Genomic DNA, 16299 nt, shown 5'->3' on the forward strand with positions numbered 1-16299 from the left:
TAAGCTTTGTTTGCAATAAATATTCGATGTATACACCAATTATTTATAAAAACTATAAGGGTAAATCGATGAGCGTCTTTTCAAAACAAGGCTTGATAAAACAAAGCCTGCTCGCGGTCACTTGTTTTTCATTTTTCTCACTTACAGCAATTGCGGCTCCGCCAACCGGTTATTACAACTCGGTTGATCAAAGTAACGCACAAACCTTACAACAATCACTTCACGAAATTATTGATGATCACCAACGCTTTCCATATACCTCAAGTAGCACCGATACTTGGGATATTTTAGAAGCGGCCGATGAAGATCCGGATAATACGAATAATGTGATCGATGTTTATAAAAACGCCAGTTATGGAAAAGTTGGCGGTGGCAACACACTTTATAATCGCGAACATAGCTGGCCAAAATCTTATGGGTTTCCGAATGATGGCAGTTCAAATTATGCCTATACCGATGCGCATCATTTGTTTATTTCAGACAGTGGCTATAACTCAAGTCGCAGTAATAAGCCGTATGCCAATTGCACGACGGCTTGTACTGAAAAGCCAACCGAGTTTAACAATGGGCGAGGTGGCAGCTCAAGCCAATCGAATTGGACGGAAGGATCTTTTGATGCCGGTACTTGGGAAACCTGGTCAGGGCGTCGCGGTGATGTCGCCCGTGCTCTGATGTACATGGCTGTGCGCTATGAAGGTGGTACGCACGGCGTGACTGGATTTAGTGAGCCGGATCTGATTCTGACCGATGATCGCAATTTGATTGCTCAATCGAATCAGGGCGCAAACATTTCGGTCGCTTACATGGGTTTGAAATCAGTCTTGCTGCAATGGCATCAAGAAGACCCTGTGGATGACTTGGAGCGCCGTCGTAACGATATCGTGTATTCATTCCAAGGCAACCGCAATCCGTTTATTGATCACCCTGAATTCGCAACCTGTGTGTTCGAGAATATCTGTGATGGAAGCTCAGGTGGTGGCGATACCACCGCACCAACGGCACCAAGCTATGTCAGTGCTTCTGCCGGTAGCGGACTTATTGCCTTAGCTTGGAATCAAAATGCCGAATCAGATCTAGCGGGTTATCATGTTTATCGAAGCACAGTCGCGGGTAGCGGTTACAGCCGATTGACCAATGCACTTGTTACTTCAGTAGCATATGATGATTACAGCGTTTCAGGTGGCACAACTTATTATTACGTTGTAACGGCAGTTGATACCTCAGGTAACGAATCGGTATTTAGCAACGAAGCTTTTGCAACCGCAAGCGGCGGAACTCAAGCTGCCAGCGTTTGGATTAATGAAATTCATTACGACAATGATGGCACAGATACGGGCGAATTCGTTGAAGTGGCCGGAAGTGCCGGAAGCAATTTAAGTGGGTGGCAACTGGTAGCCTATAACGGTAATGGTGGAACCGCCTATGCAACCGCTAATTTGAGTGGCGTTTTAGCTGATCAAAGTAATGGATTCGGTACCTTAAACGTTCCAATGAGTGGCTTGCAAAATGGTGCACCGGATGGTGTAGCGTTAATTGATGCTCAGGGTAATGTGGTGCAGTTCTTAAGTTACGAAGGCGTTATGACGGCAACGGACGGAGCTGCAACTGGACAATCATCGCAAGATATTGGCGTTAGTGAAACCAGCACGACACCGGTTGGTTATTCGTTACAGCTTAGTGGCTCGGGCGAGCAATACAGTGATTTCACTTGGCAAGCCCCTCAGAGCGCAACCGCTGGTAGCGTTAACCTGGGCCAAAGCTTCGTGAGTAGTGCACCGGTCAATGCGGCACCAACAGCTGTATTCAACACTACCTGTACCTACCTAGAGTGCCAATTCGATGCCTCTGCCAGCAGCGATTCGGATGGCAGTATTGTCGCCTACAATTGGAATTTTGGCGACGGTACAACAGCAACAGGCGCATTAATTAATCATACGTTTTCGGCTGCAGGTGAGTACACCGTAACGCTCACTGTTTCCGATGACGCAGGTGCAACTGATCAAAGCGTTGCTTTAATTAACGTAAGCGCGCCGCCGGTTACCCCAGTTGTTTGGATAAATGAATTTCATTACGACAACAAAGGCGGTGACCGAAACGAATTTGTTGAAGTGGCCGGTAACTCAGGCAGCGACCTCAGTGGTTGGACTATTGTGGGATACAACGGCAGCAACGGCGAAGTTTACGCGACTGTTGCGCTAGCTGGCGTCATCAGTAATCAACAGGGTGGCTTCGGCACCTTAGCATTTGATTTCGGTGGCATGCAGAATGGTTCGCCTGATGGTCTCGCATTGATTGATGCTCAAGAACAAGTGGTGCAGTTTATTAGCTACGAAGGTGTGATGACGGCAACATCGGGCCCAGCGATCGGCATGCAGTCTGAGGCCATCGGTGTTTCTGAAACAACCGATTCATCTGCAAACGATTCTCTGCAGCTGAGTGGTTCAGGCTCCCAATACAGCGACTTTTTGTGGCAAAATCCGAGCCGTAGTACCCGAGGAAACCTAAATCAAGGTCAATCGTTTGGGTTTTAAGACAGATTCTAGTTTATGAGTACTTCAAAGGTCGCCTACTGGCGGCCTTTTTTATTCTGAAAAATTGGTAACCATGATGGTTGTTTGAATACCCATATGATCTGCGGTGTGAAGTTGCTTAAAATTGTGGCCTTCGTAAAGGCTGATATTTTTGGGCTCAGTTTGCAGATATAACTGTTTCACGTTTAGTTTTTCTGCGACAGTTTTTGCTTTGTTGATGAGTTTAGATGCAAGACCCAAACCACGATACTGAGGGGCAACAAAAATACCACCAAGCCAGTAGGTATATTCCGGAAAGTTTTTATTTTCGCGATACTTTAATTCAGCGACGCCGGCAATATGGTCATCAACGAATATTACTAAACTTAAAGGGAGCTGATCGTTATTTGCGGTTTTCTTTTGGACGATGTCATGCATGGCTTCGAGCGTCATCGATGCATTATCAGTTCCCCATTCATCGTAGTACCACTTGGCAATAATAGTTGATAATTCAGGCGCTTCCGATAAAAACTTAATAGTAATCTTTCTACTGTCGTTCATGATGCTCTAACTTAGCGCGAATTTGACGGCCTGATCAGCGTGTATTTCGGTTGTGTCGTAGAGTTTTATTTTTGTATCAGCCTGACTGATGAGTAACCCGATTTCCGTGCAGCCTAAAATGATGGCATCAGCGCCATATTCGGCAAGCTTGTTGATGATATTTAAGTAATCTGTTTTTGATTGCGGCACTGCTTTGCCCAAGCAGAGCTCTTTGAAAATTACTTCGTGAATACGGTTTCTTTCTCTTAGCTCAGGAACAACGACGCAAATACCATGTGACTCGAGTCGGTCGCGATAGAAGTCTTGTTCCATCGTGAATTTGGTGCCAAGAAGACCGACGGTGGTGATATTGTCTACTTGCAGTGCAGCCGCTGTTGCATCGGCAATGTGGAGTAGGGGAATGTTTACCGCGAGCTCAATTTCTGGCGATACTTTGTGCATCGTATTGGTTGCCAGCACAATAAAGTCTGCGCCGGCCGTTTCAAGCGCTTGCGCTGCTTCCGCCAGTATATCTGCCGTGCCAGCCCAATCGCCGGCGTGTTGTAAGGGTTCTATTTCGGCGAAATCGACGCTATAAAGAATGACTTTAGCTGAATGCAATCCGCCAAGCTGCTCGCGCACTTTCTGGTTAATCAACCGATAGTACGTTTGGGTGGATTCCCAACTCATACCGCCGATAATTCCAATCGTTTTCATGCGTCCTTATCCCCTTACACTTGTGCGCTTACTAATGAAGCGTTAAATTCAATCACGCACTAAGGAATTTATAGCATGAAATTATATGACTTTGCTGATGTTTTGAATTTTTGGTTTAACGAGCTGACGCCTCAACAGTGGTTTGCTAAAAGTGATGCGTTAGACGAAACGATTAAACACCGTTTTGGCGCTACTTTGAAAGCAGCTTCTCAGGGGGAACTCTGGCAGTGGCGAGAGTCTGCCAAGGGCCGACTAGCCGAAATTATCGTGTTAGACCAATTTTCTCGGAATGTTTACCGAGATAGGCCGGCTTCGTTCGCGCAAGACGCGATGGCATTGGTACTGGCGCAAGAAGTTGTCGCGTTAAAGGTCGATGCCAATTTTAATGCCGCCGAAAAGGCTTTCTTATACATGCCTTATATGCACAGTGAATCGGCATTGATTCATCAGCAAGCCGTTCAACTATTTAAACAACCCGGTTTAGAAACCAATTACGACTTCGAATTAAAGCATAAGGAAATTATTGATAAATACGGCCGCTATCCGCACCGTAACGCAATACTCGGGCGCGAATCATCGCCTGATGAGTTGGCGTTTTTGAAGCAACCGGGATCGTCGTTTTAATGGATAGATCTATCTTTATTGGAGTTGATGTCTCTTGCGCGGTGAAGAAGCGCATTCCGATTGTTTTTGCCGAGAAGCGGGAAGGGCGCCTAATTCCCTTACCGGTGAAAGAACTTCCGTTTGCGGCGCCTTATGGTCATGGCAATAAACTGGTAGTAGAGCACGAATATAATCTGAATTACGCGCGGCAAATTCGTCAGTATATTTCCGATGTTTGTCACTTTTATGGTGTAAAGCCTGAGCGGATTGCGATTGATTCGCCGCTGCGACCTCGCTCAGAAGAGATAGATTATCGAGTTGCTGAGCGCGAGCTCAATCAAGCAGGCATACGTTGCTACAAAACGCCCTCAAAGCCCGAGTTCGATGAAATCATAAACAAGGTGCGTCGTCATTTGGCGCTAGGTGGTGAGGTGGCTCGGGTTCCGCATGCCATGCAACTCTGGATGCTTGCGGGCTTTGAGATTTCCCGGGAGTTGGCGAAGATAGCACCCGTGTTAGAGGTATTCCCGCAAGCTAACATCCGTCGATTGATACCAAATACCAAGCACAAGACACGTAAAGGCGTTCCAAAGTTACAATTAGAAGCTATTGCTCGTTATACCGGTTGGCCGGCAACGCCGCGAGATTGGAAAATATTAAAGAGAATTAGTGCTGGTAGTATGCATGACCAAGTCGATGCCTATAGTGCCGCATGGGTAGCAAGCTTGAACGAAGCAGAATTAGAAGTGTTCGGAGAGGTCGAGAGCCAAGATGTTGTTTGGGTGCCATCTAAAAAATTACTATCAACACATCCAAGGTTAAACGAATACAGAAAGGTTTGTCCGGCGTGTCACGAGCATGAATTTAAACGTTGGCCGTGGGGGTGGGATGCTCACGCGGCACATCGTTGTAAAGGCTTATCAAAGGGAACGCAAGAACAACGTAAAGCTGAGTTTCGGCGTCGATTTTTGTGATACCGAAATGTAATATTGCGAGAGAGTTATCCACAGAGTGTTTCGTTATAAGGACATAAAAGCATGCGACACAATGGCGTTTTGGTGAAATGGAATGAGGATAAAGGCTTTGGGTTTGTGCAAATGGCGAGCTCGCAACAGCAAACATTTGCGCATATCAAGGAATTTGAAAATCGACGCCGCAAGCCGAAAGTAGGTGACGAAGTTACCTTTAAATTACAGCAACAGCCTGATGGAAAGCTTAGAGCAACTGGTATTGCTTATGTTCGTGAAAGCATCGATTGGTTCATGATTCCAATTCTGATTATCGCCATGTCTTATATTGGTGGTGTGGGTTATGCCAGTCTCGTAACCGATCTACCTGTTGAGGTTTCCTGGGTTTTCGCACTTCTTAGTGCCGTAACCTATCTGCTATACGCGCTCGATAAACGTGCCGCGCAACAAAGTAATCAACGCACACCGGAAAAAGTCTTACATTGGCTGTCTGTATTAGGTGGCTGGCCCGGTGCGTTGATTGCTCAACAGCAATTCCGCCACAAAACCCGTAAAACTTCGTTTCGCGTGGAATATTACATGACGGTTATTCTGAATGTTGCTGCCGTTTGTTATCTCGTTTTTGGGGATAGCGAACTTTTGGCTTGGATTGGTAAGTAAACATGCGTCATCATTTCGTGCTCAGGCACTTCAGGAAAGAAACTGATACGTTCTAAAATCAAAGGGAAATCTCGAAGTTCAAAGTCTGAGTTTGCAATCCAATCGGTAAAAAGAAATTGAATGACCTCGCCAAGAGTATCGTCGCTTCCTTTGTGTTTTAGCATGGCATAATGACCTGCTGGAATTTTCTTCGTAATAATACCTACCTCATCATCTGTCATATCGCGCTCGATTGAACAGGCAATATCAAAGCGATATTCATCCGCAGGAGTGGTTGCCGGATCGTCGTAAATGAAATTGAAGGTGCGACTTTTACTAGGGGGAAGCCTATTCACCTTTCGCCACTCAATAAACTTTGCCAGCGTCGCTCCTAAAACATTCGGCGAGCCACGATGTTCAATTGCAGCTGTCGTGATTTCCGGTAATTCAATGACACGTACGTAAAATAAGTCGTTGTTTGACATGGTGTTTTTCCTTAACCGCATAACAGGGTCGTAATGAGTCTGCCAACGATTCCAATTTGGTGTTGCTCTGAATTTAGATGGCGCCATTCCGAAATATTTTTTAAAAACCCGAGTGAATGCTTCATTACTTTCATACCCACTATTAAAAGCTACGGTGAGTATTTTTATCTCTTTTCGGAATGCTAATTGAAATGCTGCTTTCTTTAAGCGAAGCATTCTGACTAGAGACATAATAGGCATTCCGAAAACAGCTGAGCACTGTCGATGAAAATGAAACTTCGATAGATGAGCTACGTCACATAGAGTCTCGACATTTAGATCGGTATCAAGATTGGACTCGATAAATTGAATCACCTTTAAAAAACGTTCGTGATAGTTTGCCAACGCGAATCTCCCTCTATAATTAAATGCTACTTTAAAGGTAATATTGCGTTGAGTCTTGACCGAAATTGCTTTTTTCGACTTCTAAGAATTTTCGAGGATCTTGTGTATCAACTTATATTGCCGACGGCGAAATTGAAAGCGAGCTATGACGCTTATATAGCTGAGCTTGGTAGCGAGGAACGGTATCCGTTTCCACTAGATTTTGAGCATCGTGATTTTGAAGCCATGTTGGATCGTATCGAAGGTATTCGTAACGGAACCAGGGTGCCTGATGGATTTGTTCAAAGCTCGACATTTTGGATGGTTGCGGATGATGAAATCATTGGCTGCACAAATATCCGGCATCGGTTAAATGCTCAAATTGAATACTGTGGCGGGCATATCGGTTTAAGTGTTCGCCCATCTTTTCGCCGGCAAGGTTTGGGAATTAAATTACTCCAATTAAGCCTTGAGCAAGCTCGCGAACTTGGCATTCAAACGGCCCATATCCACTGTCATAAACATAACGTTGCCTCACGCGCAATGATTGAAGCGTGTGGTGGAGTTTTCCATTCCGAGATTAATGATAACGGAAGTTTGGTTAGCCGATACTTAATAGAACTAACTTAAAGTGAAATTAACTGCGGTGTGAGCTGTAATCGGTTAGAATGCATGTTCTTATCACAATTGAGTTGCACATTTATACATGACTTTTTCTGAACTCGGACTTTGCCCTGAAATTCTATCTGCCCTGACACGCCAAGGTTATACTGAACCCACCCCTATTCAAGCCCAAGCAATACCAGCCGTGTTAGCTGGTAAAGATGTGATGGCCGCAGCGCAAACCGGCACCGGTAAAACCGCTGGCTTTACCTTACCGATTCTTGAAATGTTAAAGGATAATGAGCGTGCGAAAGCCAATACCGCGCGTGTACTCATTTTGACGCCGACGCGTGAATTAGCTGCGCAAGTTGGTGAAAGCGTAATGAATTACGGCGCTGGCTTGCCGCTCAATTATGCCGTGGTATTCGGTGGCGTGAAGATTAATCCACAGATGATGAAGTTACGCAAGGGCGTCGATATTTTGGTGGCAACGCCAGGCCGATTGCTCGACCTCTACCAGCAAAACGCCATACGCTTTCCAAAACTCGAAATGCTAGTTCTTGACGAAGCTGACCGTATGCTCGATATGGGCTTCATTCATGACATTAAAAAAATCATCAAGTTACTGCCAGCGAAGCGCCAAACGTTGATGTTTTCGGCTACGTTCTCGGACGATATTCGTACGCTTGCAAAAAGCCTGGTGAATAGCCCAGTAGAAATTAGTGTCGCGCCGCCAAATGCGACCGCTGAGCGCATTGATCAAATCATGTATGCCGCGCAGAAGACTCAGAAACCGCGCATGCTAATGCAAATTCTGCGCAACCTCAATTTGCCGCAAGTGATTGTGTTCTCGCGCACTAAACATGGCGCTAACCGCTTGGTAAAACAGCTGGATGGCGACGGATTTTTAGCTGCTGCAATTCATGGCAATAAAAGCCAAGGCGCACGCACCAAAGCTTTAGCTGACTTTAAGGCCGGCAAGGTACAAGTGTTAGTTGCGACGGACATTGCCGCCCGTGGCTTAGATATCGAAAAACTGCCGTATGTCATCAATTTTGATTTGCCGCAAGTGGCCGAAGATTACGTGCACCGTATTGGTCGTACTGGCCGCGCAGGGCAGGTTGGACACGCCATTTCGCTGGTCATGGACGAAGAGTTTAAAACACTCAAAGCCATCGAGAAACTAATTGGCCAGCCAATTGAGCGCCACAAACTTGAAGGTTTTGCCGATGTTGAATTAAACGGCAAAACACCGGTCCCTAAGAAAGCGCCACGCCCGCCGCGTCGCGCTGGAAAGCCACAGGGTAATAGTGATAAAAATTCTGGTGGCGGTAAAAAGCCATCGCGTGACCGCAAGCGTCGAACTTAACCAAGCCGGTAACTATTGTGAATAACAGATACTTTGTTGTTATCGCTGCAGTTTTTATTCTTTCAGCTTGCACCACCGGCAAGCTGTTTTATATCGATAGGGCAGGCAATCGCACTCTAGGCTGCGAGGTCGAGTTCGTAGGCATGCCCAGCGTCGATAAATTTGCCGTTGAGTATGCTTTAAGCCATTGCGCCAAACGTGCCGTCGAGGCAGGTCATCGTCTCGAGCAAGAACAAAAGTATTTGTTAGAACGGGATACGTCAATTCCTCCAGCGCCTTGCGGCAAGGCTTGGGATCATGAACTTGCTGAAGATGAGTTCGAAGGTGGCAACCTCTCAAAGAAAGAATATGGCTATATTGTGGCGCATATCGATATGGGGTTGGCGGTTGTGAACGAGTGTTCGTCTGGCAACTAGTGGAGTAGATCTCGGACAATATTCTAAGTTCGAGCAATGATTGTTAAGGAAAAACAATGAAGTTTGGTTGGTTTTTGTTGGTTCTTTTATTTCCTTTGGCTGCCTTTTCTAATCCCGACTTTGTGAAGGTTAAGGGATATGATCTCGAATATGAAATTGCTGGCAACGGCAGTGAAATAATTCTATTGGAGGCTGGCGGCAGCGCAGGTATGTCTGACTGGGAGCCTGTTTTTGAAAGAATATCAGAGCATGCAAAAGTTATTCGCTATTCTCGAGTCGGTAATGGGAACTCAACTTCAATCAAACAGCACTTCACTTCGCGAGACTATGCTGATTTAGCTAGCTCGTTGCTACGTGAACTAGGTATTCATCAACCGGTTATATTGGTTGCGCATTCTTATGGTGGAAGTATTGCCCGAGACTTTGCCGCAGCTTATCCCGAACAAATAAAAGCGCTTATGTTGTTAGATCCTTCGTCCGAGCATGATGTTGATATTTTACGGGCTATCGACTTAGAAAAGGGTAACGAAGAAATAGCTCAAATCAAACTTGCCGATATGAAAGACGGAATGTCTAACCAATATTTGGACTTCTGGAGTAAGCGTCCGTTACCTGATTACCCTCAAATTAAAGATATGCCTGTTATCGTCATCACATCGGTGAAAAAAGTGGAGAATCCACCGAACTTATTCTTTACAGATCAAGGCAGAAGAATGTGGGGTGAATTATGGCAAAACTGGGCTAATGCGTTTCCGCAAGGCAAATCTATTTTGACTGAAAAAAGCGGTCACTTTGTGCAATTTGATGAACCTGAATTAGTCGTTAGCGAGCTTTTGGTGTTGATGCAGAAGCTCGAGGATTAGCCACATTAGCGACTGCTTTGAGCGAGGAACGGACCTTTCTGACTTTCGTTCGACTTCAACTAGTGACTAGCCTTCCTGTTATCGTCCCGTTATTAGTAAGTGTGGGTGTCGCTAGTGTAACTACCCCGTAAAATAATACAGCCCACTCGTAGAATTTCTTTTAAACTAAAACAAAGGAGTTATACGATGAGCAAACGCATGACTGAAAGCCAAATTGTGGCGATTTTAAAAGAAGCCGAGGCCGGTATGCCGGTGAAAGACATCTGCCGTAAGTACGGTATCGGTAATTCAACGTTTTACAAGTGGCGCGGAAAATACGGCGGCATGGAAGCGTCTGAAGCCGCCATCATAAATTTGCTTGGTGAGCTGGGCGATGGTAGCACTTCGACTTCGAGGAATAATAGAAATGGCTAATTCAAATTCTGGAAGACATACATTTACTTTTGAGGGAGGCGAGCAACTCACTACGATTGGTGCTACTTTTTTCGTCTCTTACCTATACCATATGCGTGTCGATTCAACTCACAGAAAATGGGAGTCGATCAAGACTAAAAACTCTCGTATTAGCACAATCAACAGATCTGAGTATTACCACCGAGACTGGCTGAACCATATTGGAAGTATGAGTGATGCCAATTTGAATAAAAACACCTTGGGTCTCGATGCCGCTACTGTGAAGAAAATGGCACTAGCCATACAAAAGGTATTATGAGTCTAGTTGAATTCACAGGGCGAATTCGTGCCTGTTAAGCTTAGCGAATTTGTCCACTACTAGCACTAAGCCGAAGGGCAGCTGCGAGCGAATTGCGGACGCTGTGAACCATGAATACATGTTACTTAGAGTGCCCCAATACGCATTTGGGATTAGATTTGTGGTATCGAGATACGTAGACTAGAATCCGGCCTTGCCACTCAATAAGCTAAGGATGCTATTTTGAATTACATTAAGGAAAACTTCCGATTTTTACTGGCAGCCTTGGCTAATTTATTAGCTCTAGTCGCGTCGATTTGGTGGCTTATTGAGAGTAACTTTAGTAAACAAGGTAATATTGAAATTGAGCCGATTGTTTCAACGATTACTTTAACTGCAACATTGCTCGGCCTAAATTTTGTAAATAACAAATTATCTAAGCCGTTGTTGAAAATAAAGTTGAGTATTTCCTTTGCAGAAAGCCCTATATACGGGCGCATGCAAGGTATGAACGTGGCAGTTGAAAATCATTCAATCTTCAAAACATTTATCAGCCAGTTTCAAATTGAGCTACCTCAAAAAGAGCAGGTAACCGTTTTGCTTTATGAAGGTTTCACATCTCAATTACTCCCAAAAGTTGTTCTCGAGCCAGGACAATCATTCTCTTTCAATGTTGTGAAACAGAACTTGAGTGGCGCTGTAAACTCAATCAATGAATTTGGCCGACTGGTGGTAAAAACAGATATTGGTCACAAATTTTATGTACCAGCAGAAGAGGTAAGAAAGCATATCGGCTACCTTCTTGAATCATGATACATCGATTCTTATCGTAACTTTTCCGATACAAGGTCAGCAATTGGCACGTACCAGACATTAAACCGCATCAGACCAAACTGCATATTCATTCCCGCTAGGGCAGGTAAAATGGAAACGGCGCCCGCCAGGGAAGTCAAAAATTGGCTTAATAATTGCGCCGCCAGCTTGTTCAACGTGTGACTGACTCGCCTCAAGCTCTTTACTGTACAGCACAACTAACGCGCTGCCAGTGCTTATCGATGCCACTAACTCTGAGCGATAAAACCCACCATCAAGTCCTGCATGTTGTATGGCAACGTAATCAGGACCATAGTCAATAAAACTCCATCCGAAAGCCTTCGCGAAGAAGTCCTTGGTGCCCTCAATATCGCGGGCAGGTAATTCAATGTAGTTAATTTTCTCGTGACTCATGACTCTGGCTCCTCAAGCGGAAGCGTCTCAGTGTGTATTAGCTTACCTTCGGTGTCGGTAACTTTGATCAATTGACTCGATTCCGAAATGAAAATACCGGTTGGTACATTTGGCTCAGTAATAACGATTCGGTCGGAGGGCACTTCATCCTCATTACCCACTCGGTACACTTCAATTGTGCACGGGAAATTTTGTTCGCACCACGAAATGTCTACGGGCTTTAATTCTCGCTCCAAACTTGCCCATTTGGGGCGGTTTAAGCGGTATTCCGTGCGCGGCCAGATCACTGTGATATCGTATTCTGCCGGAGTCGGTGACCAAAATGCATCGTCCGCTTCGGTCAGTACAACTGGGTTATTAAAATCATGGTTTTCGATAAGCCAGGTGTAACTTTCGGGCTCGTGTTTTATGTGGCTTCGTTCGGTAAAGTCGGTTTGATTGACAGTCAGTGGATCAATCTTTATCGCTTCTTTTAAATAATGAGCAAGCCAGCCATCTTCGTTGATATGACTGTATCCCACATGAATCAGCATTTTGGCATCGGGCTCGCTATTAAATACTTTCTCGCGCAGGTTCTTCACAGCACTACGTTCACGTGCCTCGGTTCCAGTACCAATTTCTGAACCATAATCATAGGAGATAAGCTGGAATCCAAGCTGACGGGCATAGTGCACTAAACTCGCAAACAGCGGTTCTTTGGTGTAGAAGCCGGCCTTCTTATGAACATAGTCCTTCGGTATCTCGTTTTCGGCATCAGGCGAAAGCGCTTCTAACGCAAAGTACCGAAAACCTTGATCCCATAATTGCTCTAACAATCGATAAGTCAGCACGCGGTGTTGAGGTACGTGGTGCGCCTCGTTGATCATCACAACCTGATAATTTCTCGTTGTTTCAGCGATGGCTACTACTGCGTCACGCGTTTCCAAATCTTTGACTGCGGGAACTAGTTCATCTGGATTCGGATCATGTTGATCAAATGCGTATAAGGCCTGTTGGTGCTTGCCCATCAATGAATAGGCGGTACCGCGCTCTTGCAGCAGTAAATCCGAAACAGGTTTATTGTCTTTATACTCAACAGAGAGCGCCTCAAGCGCGACGAGCTGAGCACTCAATGTTTTGCCATTAGTCGCTTCGTATATTCGACCAAACGCCTTGTTCACTTCCTTTAAGTATTCTTCTTTCGATAATTCTTCTTTAGATGACTCTTCGGCCTGAAGCGGCGCAACAGTCAGCAGTGTTGAGATGAATATCGCGGTAATATGCAAAATTTTCATAGATTATCTTCCTTGAAGTTTTTATTGTTGTATTTACCTGAGCATAGCAGCTTTATAAGAAACAAAAAAAGAGAGTAAAAAATGGATAAATTTATGCAGGCCGCCATTGAGGAAGCCAAGAAAGGAATGGAAGAGGGCGGTGTACCGATTGGTTCGGTCATTGTGCACAACGGCAAAATCATCGGTCGTGGGCATAACCGTCGTGTACAAAGCGGTAGCCCGATTTTACACGGGGAAATGGATGCCTTTGAAAACGCTGGTCGCCAGCCAGCGAAGGTTTACCGCGAGTGCACCATTTATACCACACTATCACCATGTTGCATGTGTTCAGGCGTTATTGAACTGTACGGTATTCCGCATGTGGTGGTCGGCGAAAACCAAACCTTTATGGGCGCCGAAGAGCGTTTGCGTCAAGCCGGAGTGAAGGTTGAGGTATTACAAGACCCAACCTGTATTGAATTAATGAAAACTTTTATTGCCAATAATCCGACGCTTTGGAACGAAGATATAGGCGAATAACCTAAACTTGACGGCGGTATTTAGAGAACCAGAACAACACCAATGCTGCCAGTGCGCCTAATGTGTCTGCTAGCATGTCTTTTTGTGCGTCCCATTCGTCGCCTTGCGAGCCTAAAAACTCGATGCCAGCGTCACCGCCTTCGATAACGGCAAATTGCCACTCGATAATTTCGTAAGCAGCGGCAACCGACATAATTAAAAATAGCCCGAAGAACATGGCGGTAACGGGGCGCGCCCAATTTTTGCGTACCAGCAGTTCGGCAGCCGCATAGGCATAGAAGCCAACGCTAAAGTGCGCGACACGGTCATAGTGGTTGCGTTCAAAGCCAAAGGTATCGGTAACACAGTCAAACGGCACGTTGGCAAAGGTAAAGTGGGCGCCAATGGTGTGCATAATGAGCAATACGCTCATGAGTACGTAACTGGTATTGCTGAATTGAAATTTGCGAAAGCTAAGCAACAATCCAGCAAAAATGGCCATAATAGGCACCATTTCGGCCCACCACACGCGCATATCTGCAGGGTTAATAGATGACCACACCATGGTGGCAACAATCATCAAGGCTAGAATATGAGGAACACGTTGTTGCCAGGCCATTGGTTTGTCCTTGTTTTGGTTTTGTTCTAATCGTTGTAGCGACTTATCTGAATGCTTTTGTGCGGTAAGGTTTTAACTAACGGTTCAGAAAGTGCTAACTGTAGAGCTTCTTCGGTTTCAATATGCTCTATACAAACCCAACAGTCGCGTTGGGTTTCTTTGCCGTAGTATAAAGCGGCATCGGCTAACTGAACCAGAGTTTGCCATGTTGTGTTAATTGATTGCGTATTAAACGGAAAAATAATACCACCAATGGTGCAAGTTAGTGTTATTTTCTCGGTTTCATTGACAGCAAACGGCGTGCTTATTACTGCTAGGCGAATGCGATTGGCTATATCCTGATAGGCCGTATTTTTGTCAACGCGACTAACGACCACAAATTCTTCGCCACCCCAACGCACGAGCACATCGGTTTCGCGTATTGCCGACTCAACACGGCGGCTGAATTCGCACAGTACCTTATCGCCAACATCATGGCCGTAGGTGTCATTAAGCGATTTGAAATGGTCAATATCAAGTACAAAAATAGCTAACTTGTAAGGGTTGTTTTCTTCTATAGCACGCTTTACTAACTTTAATTCACGGCCAATTTGCTGCTCAAAGTAACGCCGATTATAAAGCCCTGTTAATGCGTCATGCACACTCATTTGTTCAAATTGTTGCGCTAATTTTCGGTTTTTCTCTAAGCGCAAAGCAAACAGTAATACGGCCATAACTAATATCACGGTAATAGCAAACGTGAGTGTTACTTGGCTTTCGTGTTTTTCTTGTTCTGCTAGCTTGAGGGCTTTTTCGTTTTCAATTAATTGCGATTTTAAACGCGACTCTTGCGTTAGGCGGTTCAACTCAGCGTTTGAAGCGGCAATGGTTGAGCTCTGCTTAAGGCTGTTCTCAAGTTTATTAACAAATAATTTATGTAAGCCATCTAGGCCTATTATGCGAATATTGTCGTCGGCATGTTGCGCAATACGCTTATATAAATCTAGTTTCACTTCAACTGGAGTTTTGGTCGATAACCTTTCGCAATTGGGTAAGCCACTAATCTCGCCCCAATTTAGTAGTAACCAGTCGCGATAGCAGTCGAGGTATTGGGTATCAACTTCGCTACTGTGCGGGGCTGCATCAGCTTGCTGAAGGTAGCTGCGCGCGAGCTCTGGTTGTTGTGTTTTGTGCGCAGCTAGCGCCGAAAAAATGAGTGTAGACTTACGCAGATCAATTCGGTTGATATCAACTTTTTCAAACCACGCTAAGGCTTCGTCATATTTATGAACATGAAAGGCGTTGGCAACCCCTAAGTTGAAGTGGGTTAACGTAATGGCGCGATCGGCATAAGCCACATCTTCAGGGTGTGATTGTTTTCGCTCTTTAAAGCGTTCAATAGTTTCTTTATGAAGCTGAATGCCCTTTGCTACATAGTCAGCATCGCCGTACATGATATAAAGCGTGGCAGTATTCAACATCAAGTTATTGAGTACAAAAAAGTCAATCTTATCGCCGAATTCGAGCCCTTGTTCGTAGGCAGCGAATGCAGCGCTGATGTTACCTATGCTCGCTTGTGCCCAGCCTATCGACGATAGCATACGCGCGGCATCATTAATGCGATCGGCTTCAAGCGCGTCGGCATAGAACTGATACATTAATTCGATGGTTGTCTCATCGACATCTAACAATGATTCGACGCAAATAAAGCGGTAATCAAAGTCATCAGGCTTGGGCGGAGTTTCGCGACAAATTTCTTGCGCTTGAGCGTTATTGAAATCGCTGTAGTATTGATTAGCAAGTATACGCTGCTGTTGGTAATGCGCGTCGTCTGCTTGGGGTTGGGCAGTGCTCGGCGCCCCTAAAAAAGCACCGAACAAAACGATGGAAAGTGTCAGATAGCGAATAGTATTGAGTCGTTTCCATCGGTACATC

17 protein-coding genes and 1 pseudogene are annotated in these 16299 nt (G+C 45.2%); 11 read left to right on the forward strand and 7 right to left on the reverse strand.

Going from position 1 to position 16299, the window contains the following annotated elements; all coding sequences use genetic code 11:
- The first annotated feature begins 68 nt into the window (after nucleotides 1-68).
- A complete protein-coding gene (locus tag D3795_RS11480) occupies nucleotides 69-2531 on the forward strand; it encodes an endonuclease (RefSeq protein WP_173020970.1) in 2463 nt (820 codons plus the stop codon).
- A 51-nt stretch (nucleotides 2532-2582) separates the two neighbouring features.
- Here D3795_RS11480 and D3795_RS01690 read toward each other — a convergent pair whose 3' ends face one another.
- Entirely contained in the window at nucleotides 2583-3071 is a 489-nt protein-coding gene (locus D3795_RS01690) for a GNAT family N-acetyltransferase (RefSeq protein ID WP_156265871.1), read from the reverse strand.
- A gap of 6 nt (nucleotides 3072-3077) precedes the next feature.
- Entirely contained in the window at nucleotides 3078-3767 is a 690-nt protein-coding gene (locus D3795_RS01695; protein WP_156265872.1) for an aspartate/glutamate racemase family protein, read from the reverse strand.
- 75 nt (nucleotides 3768-3842) lie between these two features.
- Here D3795_RS01695 and D3795_RS01700 point away from each other — a divergent pair, with 75 nt between their 5' ends.
- The 3 genes from D3795_RS01700 to D3795_RS01710 all read left to right on the forward strand — a co-directional run bounded on the left by D3795_RS01700 (nucleotide 3843) and on the right by D3795_RS01710 (nucleotide 5998).
- On the forward strand, nucleotides 3843-4391 hold the full coding sequence (locus tag D3795_RS01700) for a DUF924 family protein (RefSeq protein ID WP_156265873.1): 549 nt from the start codon (nucleotides 3843-3845) through the stop codon (nucleotides 4389-4391).
- Entirely contained in the window at nucleotides 4391-5344 is a 954-nt protein-coding gene (locus D3795_RS01705; RefSeq protein ID WP_156265874.1) for a DUF429 domain-containing protein, read from the forward strand. The genes D3795_RS01700 and D3795_RS01705 overlap by 1 nt, the downstream gene beginning before the upstream one ends.
- A gap of 63 nt (nucleotides 5345-5407) precedes the next feature.
- On the forward strand, nucleotides 5408-5998 hold the full coding sequence (locus D3795_RS01710; RefSeq protein WP_156265875.1) for a cold shock and DUF1294 domain-containing protein: 591 nt from the start codon (nucleotides 5408-5410) through the stop codon (nucleotides 5996-5998).
- Here D3795_RS01710 and D3795_RS01715 read toward each other — a convergent pair.
- Nucleotides 5950-6846, reverse strand: a complete 897-nt coding sequence (locus D3795_RS01715; protein WP_156265876.1) for an AraC family transcriptional regulator — start codon at nucleotides 6844-6846, stop codon at nucleotides 5950-5952. The genes D3795_RS01710 and D3795_RS01715 overlap by 49 nt on opposite strands.
- 102 nt (nucleotides 6847-6948) lie before the next feature.
- On the opposite strand from D3795_RS01715, the gene D3795_RS01720 reads away from it, so the two are divergent.
- From D3795_RS01720 to D3795_RS01745, 6 genes and pseudogenes are all read left to right on the forward strand, one after another.
- The gene (locus D3795_RS01720) at nucleotides 6949-7455 is read left to right on the forward strand and encodes a GNAT family N-acetyltransferase (protein WP_156265877.1); all 507 of its coding nucleotides are present in this window, start codon (nucleotides 6949-6951) and stop codon (nucleotides 7453-7455) included.
- Nucleotides 7456-7531: 76 nt separating this feature from the next.
- Nucleotides 7532-8797 carry a DEAD/DEAH box helicase gene (locus D3795_RS01725; RefSeq protein ID WP_156265878.1) on the forward strand — a complete coding sequence of 422 codons (1266 nt, stop codon included), beginning with the start codon at nucleotides 7532-7534 and terminating at the stop codon, nucleotides 8795-8797.
- 143 nt (nucleotides 8798-8940) lie between these two features.
- Entirely contained in the window at nucleotides 8941-9213 is a 273-nt protein-coding gene (locus D3795_RS01730; protein ID WP_310942371.1) for a hypothetical protein, read from the forward strand.
- Between the two features lie 56 nt (nucleotides 9214-9269).
- A complete protein-coding gene (locus D3795_RS01735) occupies nucleotides 9270-10076 on the forward strand; it encodes an alpha/beta fold hydrolase (RefSeq protein WP_156265880.1) in 807 nt (268 codons plus the stop codon).
- A gap of 186 nt (nucleotides 10077-10262) precedes the next feature.
- A pseudogene (locus D3795_RS01740) lies at nucleotides 10263-10418 on the forward strand (transposase); the annotation flags it as partial.
- A 592-nt stretch (nucleotides 10419-11010) separates the two neighbouring features.
- Nucleotides 11011-11580, forward strand: a complete 570-nt coding sequence (locus D3795_RS01745) for a hypothetical protein (RefSeq protein ID WP_156265882.1) — start codon at nucleotides 11011-11013, stop codon at nucleotides 11578-11580.
- A gap of 60 nt (nucleotides 11581-11640) precedes the next feature.
- Here the strand turns inward: D3795_RS01745 and D3795_RS01750 are convergent, their stop codons facing one another.
- Nucleotides 11641-11994, reverse strand: coding sequence for a VOC family protein (locus tag D3795_RS01750; protein ID WP_156265883.1), 354 nt, complete (start codon nucleotides 11992-11994; stop codon nucleotides 11641-11643).
- Complete coding sequence (locus D3795_RS01755; RefSeq protein ID WP_156265884.1) at nucleotides 11991-13268, reverse strand: hypothetical protein; 1278 nt, start codon at nucleotides 13266-13268, stop codon at nucleotides 11991-11993. Before D3795_RS01755 ends, D3795_RS01750 begins: the two co-directional genes overlap by 4 nt.
- Nucleotides 13269-13349: 81 nt before the next feature.
- On the opposite strand from D3795_RS01755, the gene D3795_RS01760 reads away from it, so the two are divergent.
- Nucleotides 13350-13787 carry a nucleoside deaminase gene (locus tag D3795_RS01760; protein WP_156265885.1) on the forward strand — a complete coding sequence of 146 codons (438 nt, stop codon included), beginning with the start codon at nucleotides 13350-13352 and terminating at the stop codon, nucleotides 13785-13787.
- A gap of 1 nt (nucleotide 13788) precedes the next feature.
- Here the strand turns inward: D3795_RS01760 and D3795_RS01765 are convergent, their stop codons facing one another.
- Together D3795_RS01765 and D3795_RS01770 are read right to left on the reverse strand one after the other, a co-directional pair.
- Complete coding sequence (locus tag D3795_RS01765; protein ID WP_156265886.1) at nucleotides 13789-14385, reverse strand: DUF2238 domain-containing protein; 597 nt, start codon at nucleotides 14383-14385, stop codon at nucleotides 13789-13791.
- Nucleotides 14386-14411: 26 nt separating this feature from the next.
- Nucleotides 14412-16298 carry a GGDEF domain-containing protein gene (locus D3795_RS01770; RefSeq protein WP_156265887.1) on the reverse strand — a complete coding sequence of 629 codons (1887 nt, stop codon included), beginning with the start codon at nucleotides 16296-16298 and terminating at the stop codon, nucleotides 14412-14414.
- Nucleotide 16299 lies beyond the last annotated feature (1 nt).

Source organism: Pseudidiomarina andamanensis (assembly GCF_009734345.1).
Taxonomy (GTDB): Bacteria; Pseudomonadota; Gammaproteobacteria; order Enterobacterales; family Alteromonadaceae; genus Pseudidiomarina; species Pseudidiomarina andamanensis.

Coding starts and splice junctions, on each gene's coding strand:
- D3795_RS11480 (WP_173020970.1), top strand. CDS start 69: ATGAGCGTCTTTTCAAAACAAGGCTTGATAAAACAAAGCCTGCTCGCG.
- D3795_RS01690 (WP_156265871.1), bottom strand. CDS start 3,071: ATGAACGACAGTAGAAAGATTACTATTAAGTTTTTATCGGAAGCGCCT.
- D3795_RS01695 (WP_156265872.1), bottom strand. CDS start 3,767: ATGAAAACGATTGGAATTATCGGCGGTATGAGTTGGGAATCCACCCAA.
- D3795_RS01700 (WP_156265873.1), top strand. CDS start 3,843: ATGAAATTATATGACTTTGCTGATGTTTTGAATTTTTGGTTTAACGAG.
- D3795_RS01705 (WP_156265874.1), top strand. CDS start 4,391: ATGGATAGATCTATCTTTATTGGAGTTGATGTCTCTTGCGCGGTGAAG.
- D3795_RS01710 (WP_156265875.1), top strand. CDS start 5,408: ATGCGACACAATGGCGTTTTGGTGAAATGGAATGAGGATAAAGGCTTT.
- D3795_RS01725 (WP_156265878.1), top strand. CDS start 7,532: ATGACTTTTTCTGAACTCGGACTTTGCCCTGAAATTCTATCTGCCCTG.
- D3795_RS01730 (WP_310942371.1), top strand. CDS start 8,941: ATGCCCAGCGTCGATAAATTTGCCGTTGAGTATGCTTTAAGCCATTGC.
- D3795_RS01735 (WP_156265880.1), top strand. CDS start 9,270: ATGAAGTTTGGTTGGTTTTTGTTGGTTCTTTTATTTCCTTTGGCTGCC.
- D3795_RS01750 (WP_156265883.1), bottom strand. CDS start 11,994: ATGAGTCACGAGAAAATTAACTACATTGAATTACCTGCCCGCGATATT.
- D3795_RS01755 (WP_156265884.1), bottom strand. CDS start 13,268: ATGAAAATTTTGCATATTACCGCGATATTCATCTCAACACTGCTGACT.
- D3795_RS01760 (WP_156265885.1), top strand. CDS start 13,350: ATGGATAAATTTATGCAGGCCGCCATTGAGGAAGCCAAGAAAGGAATG.
- D3795_RS01765 (WP_156265886.1), bottom strand. CDS start 14,385: ATGGCCTGGCAACAACGTGTTCCTCATATTCTAGCCTTGATGATTGTT.
- D3795_RS01770 (WP_156265887.1), bottom strand. CDS start 16,298: ATGTACCGATGGAAACGACTCAATACTATTCGCTATCTGACACTTTCC.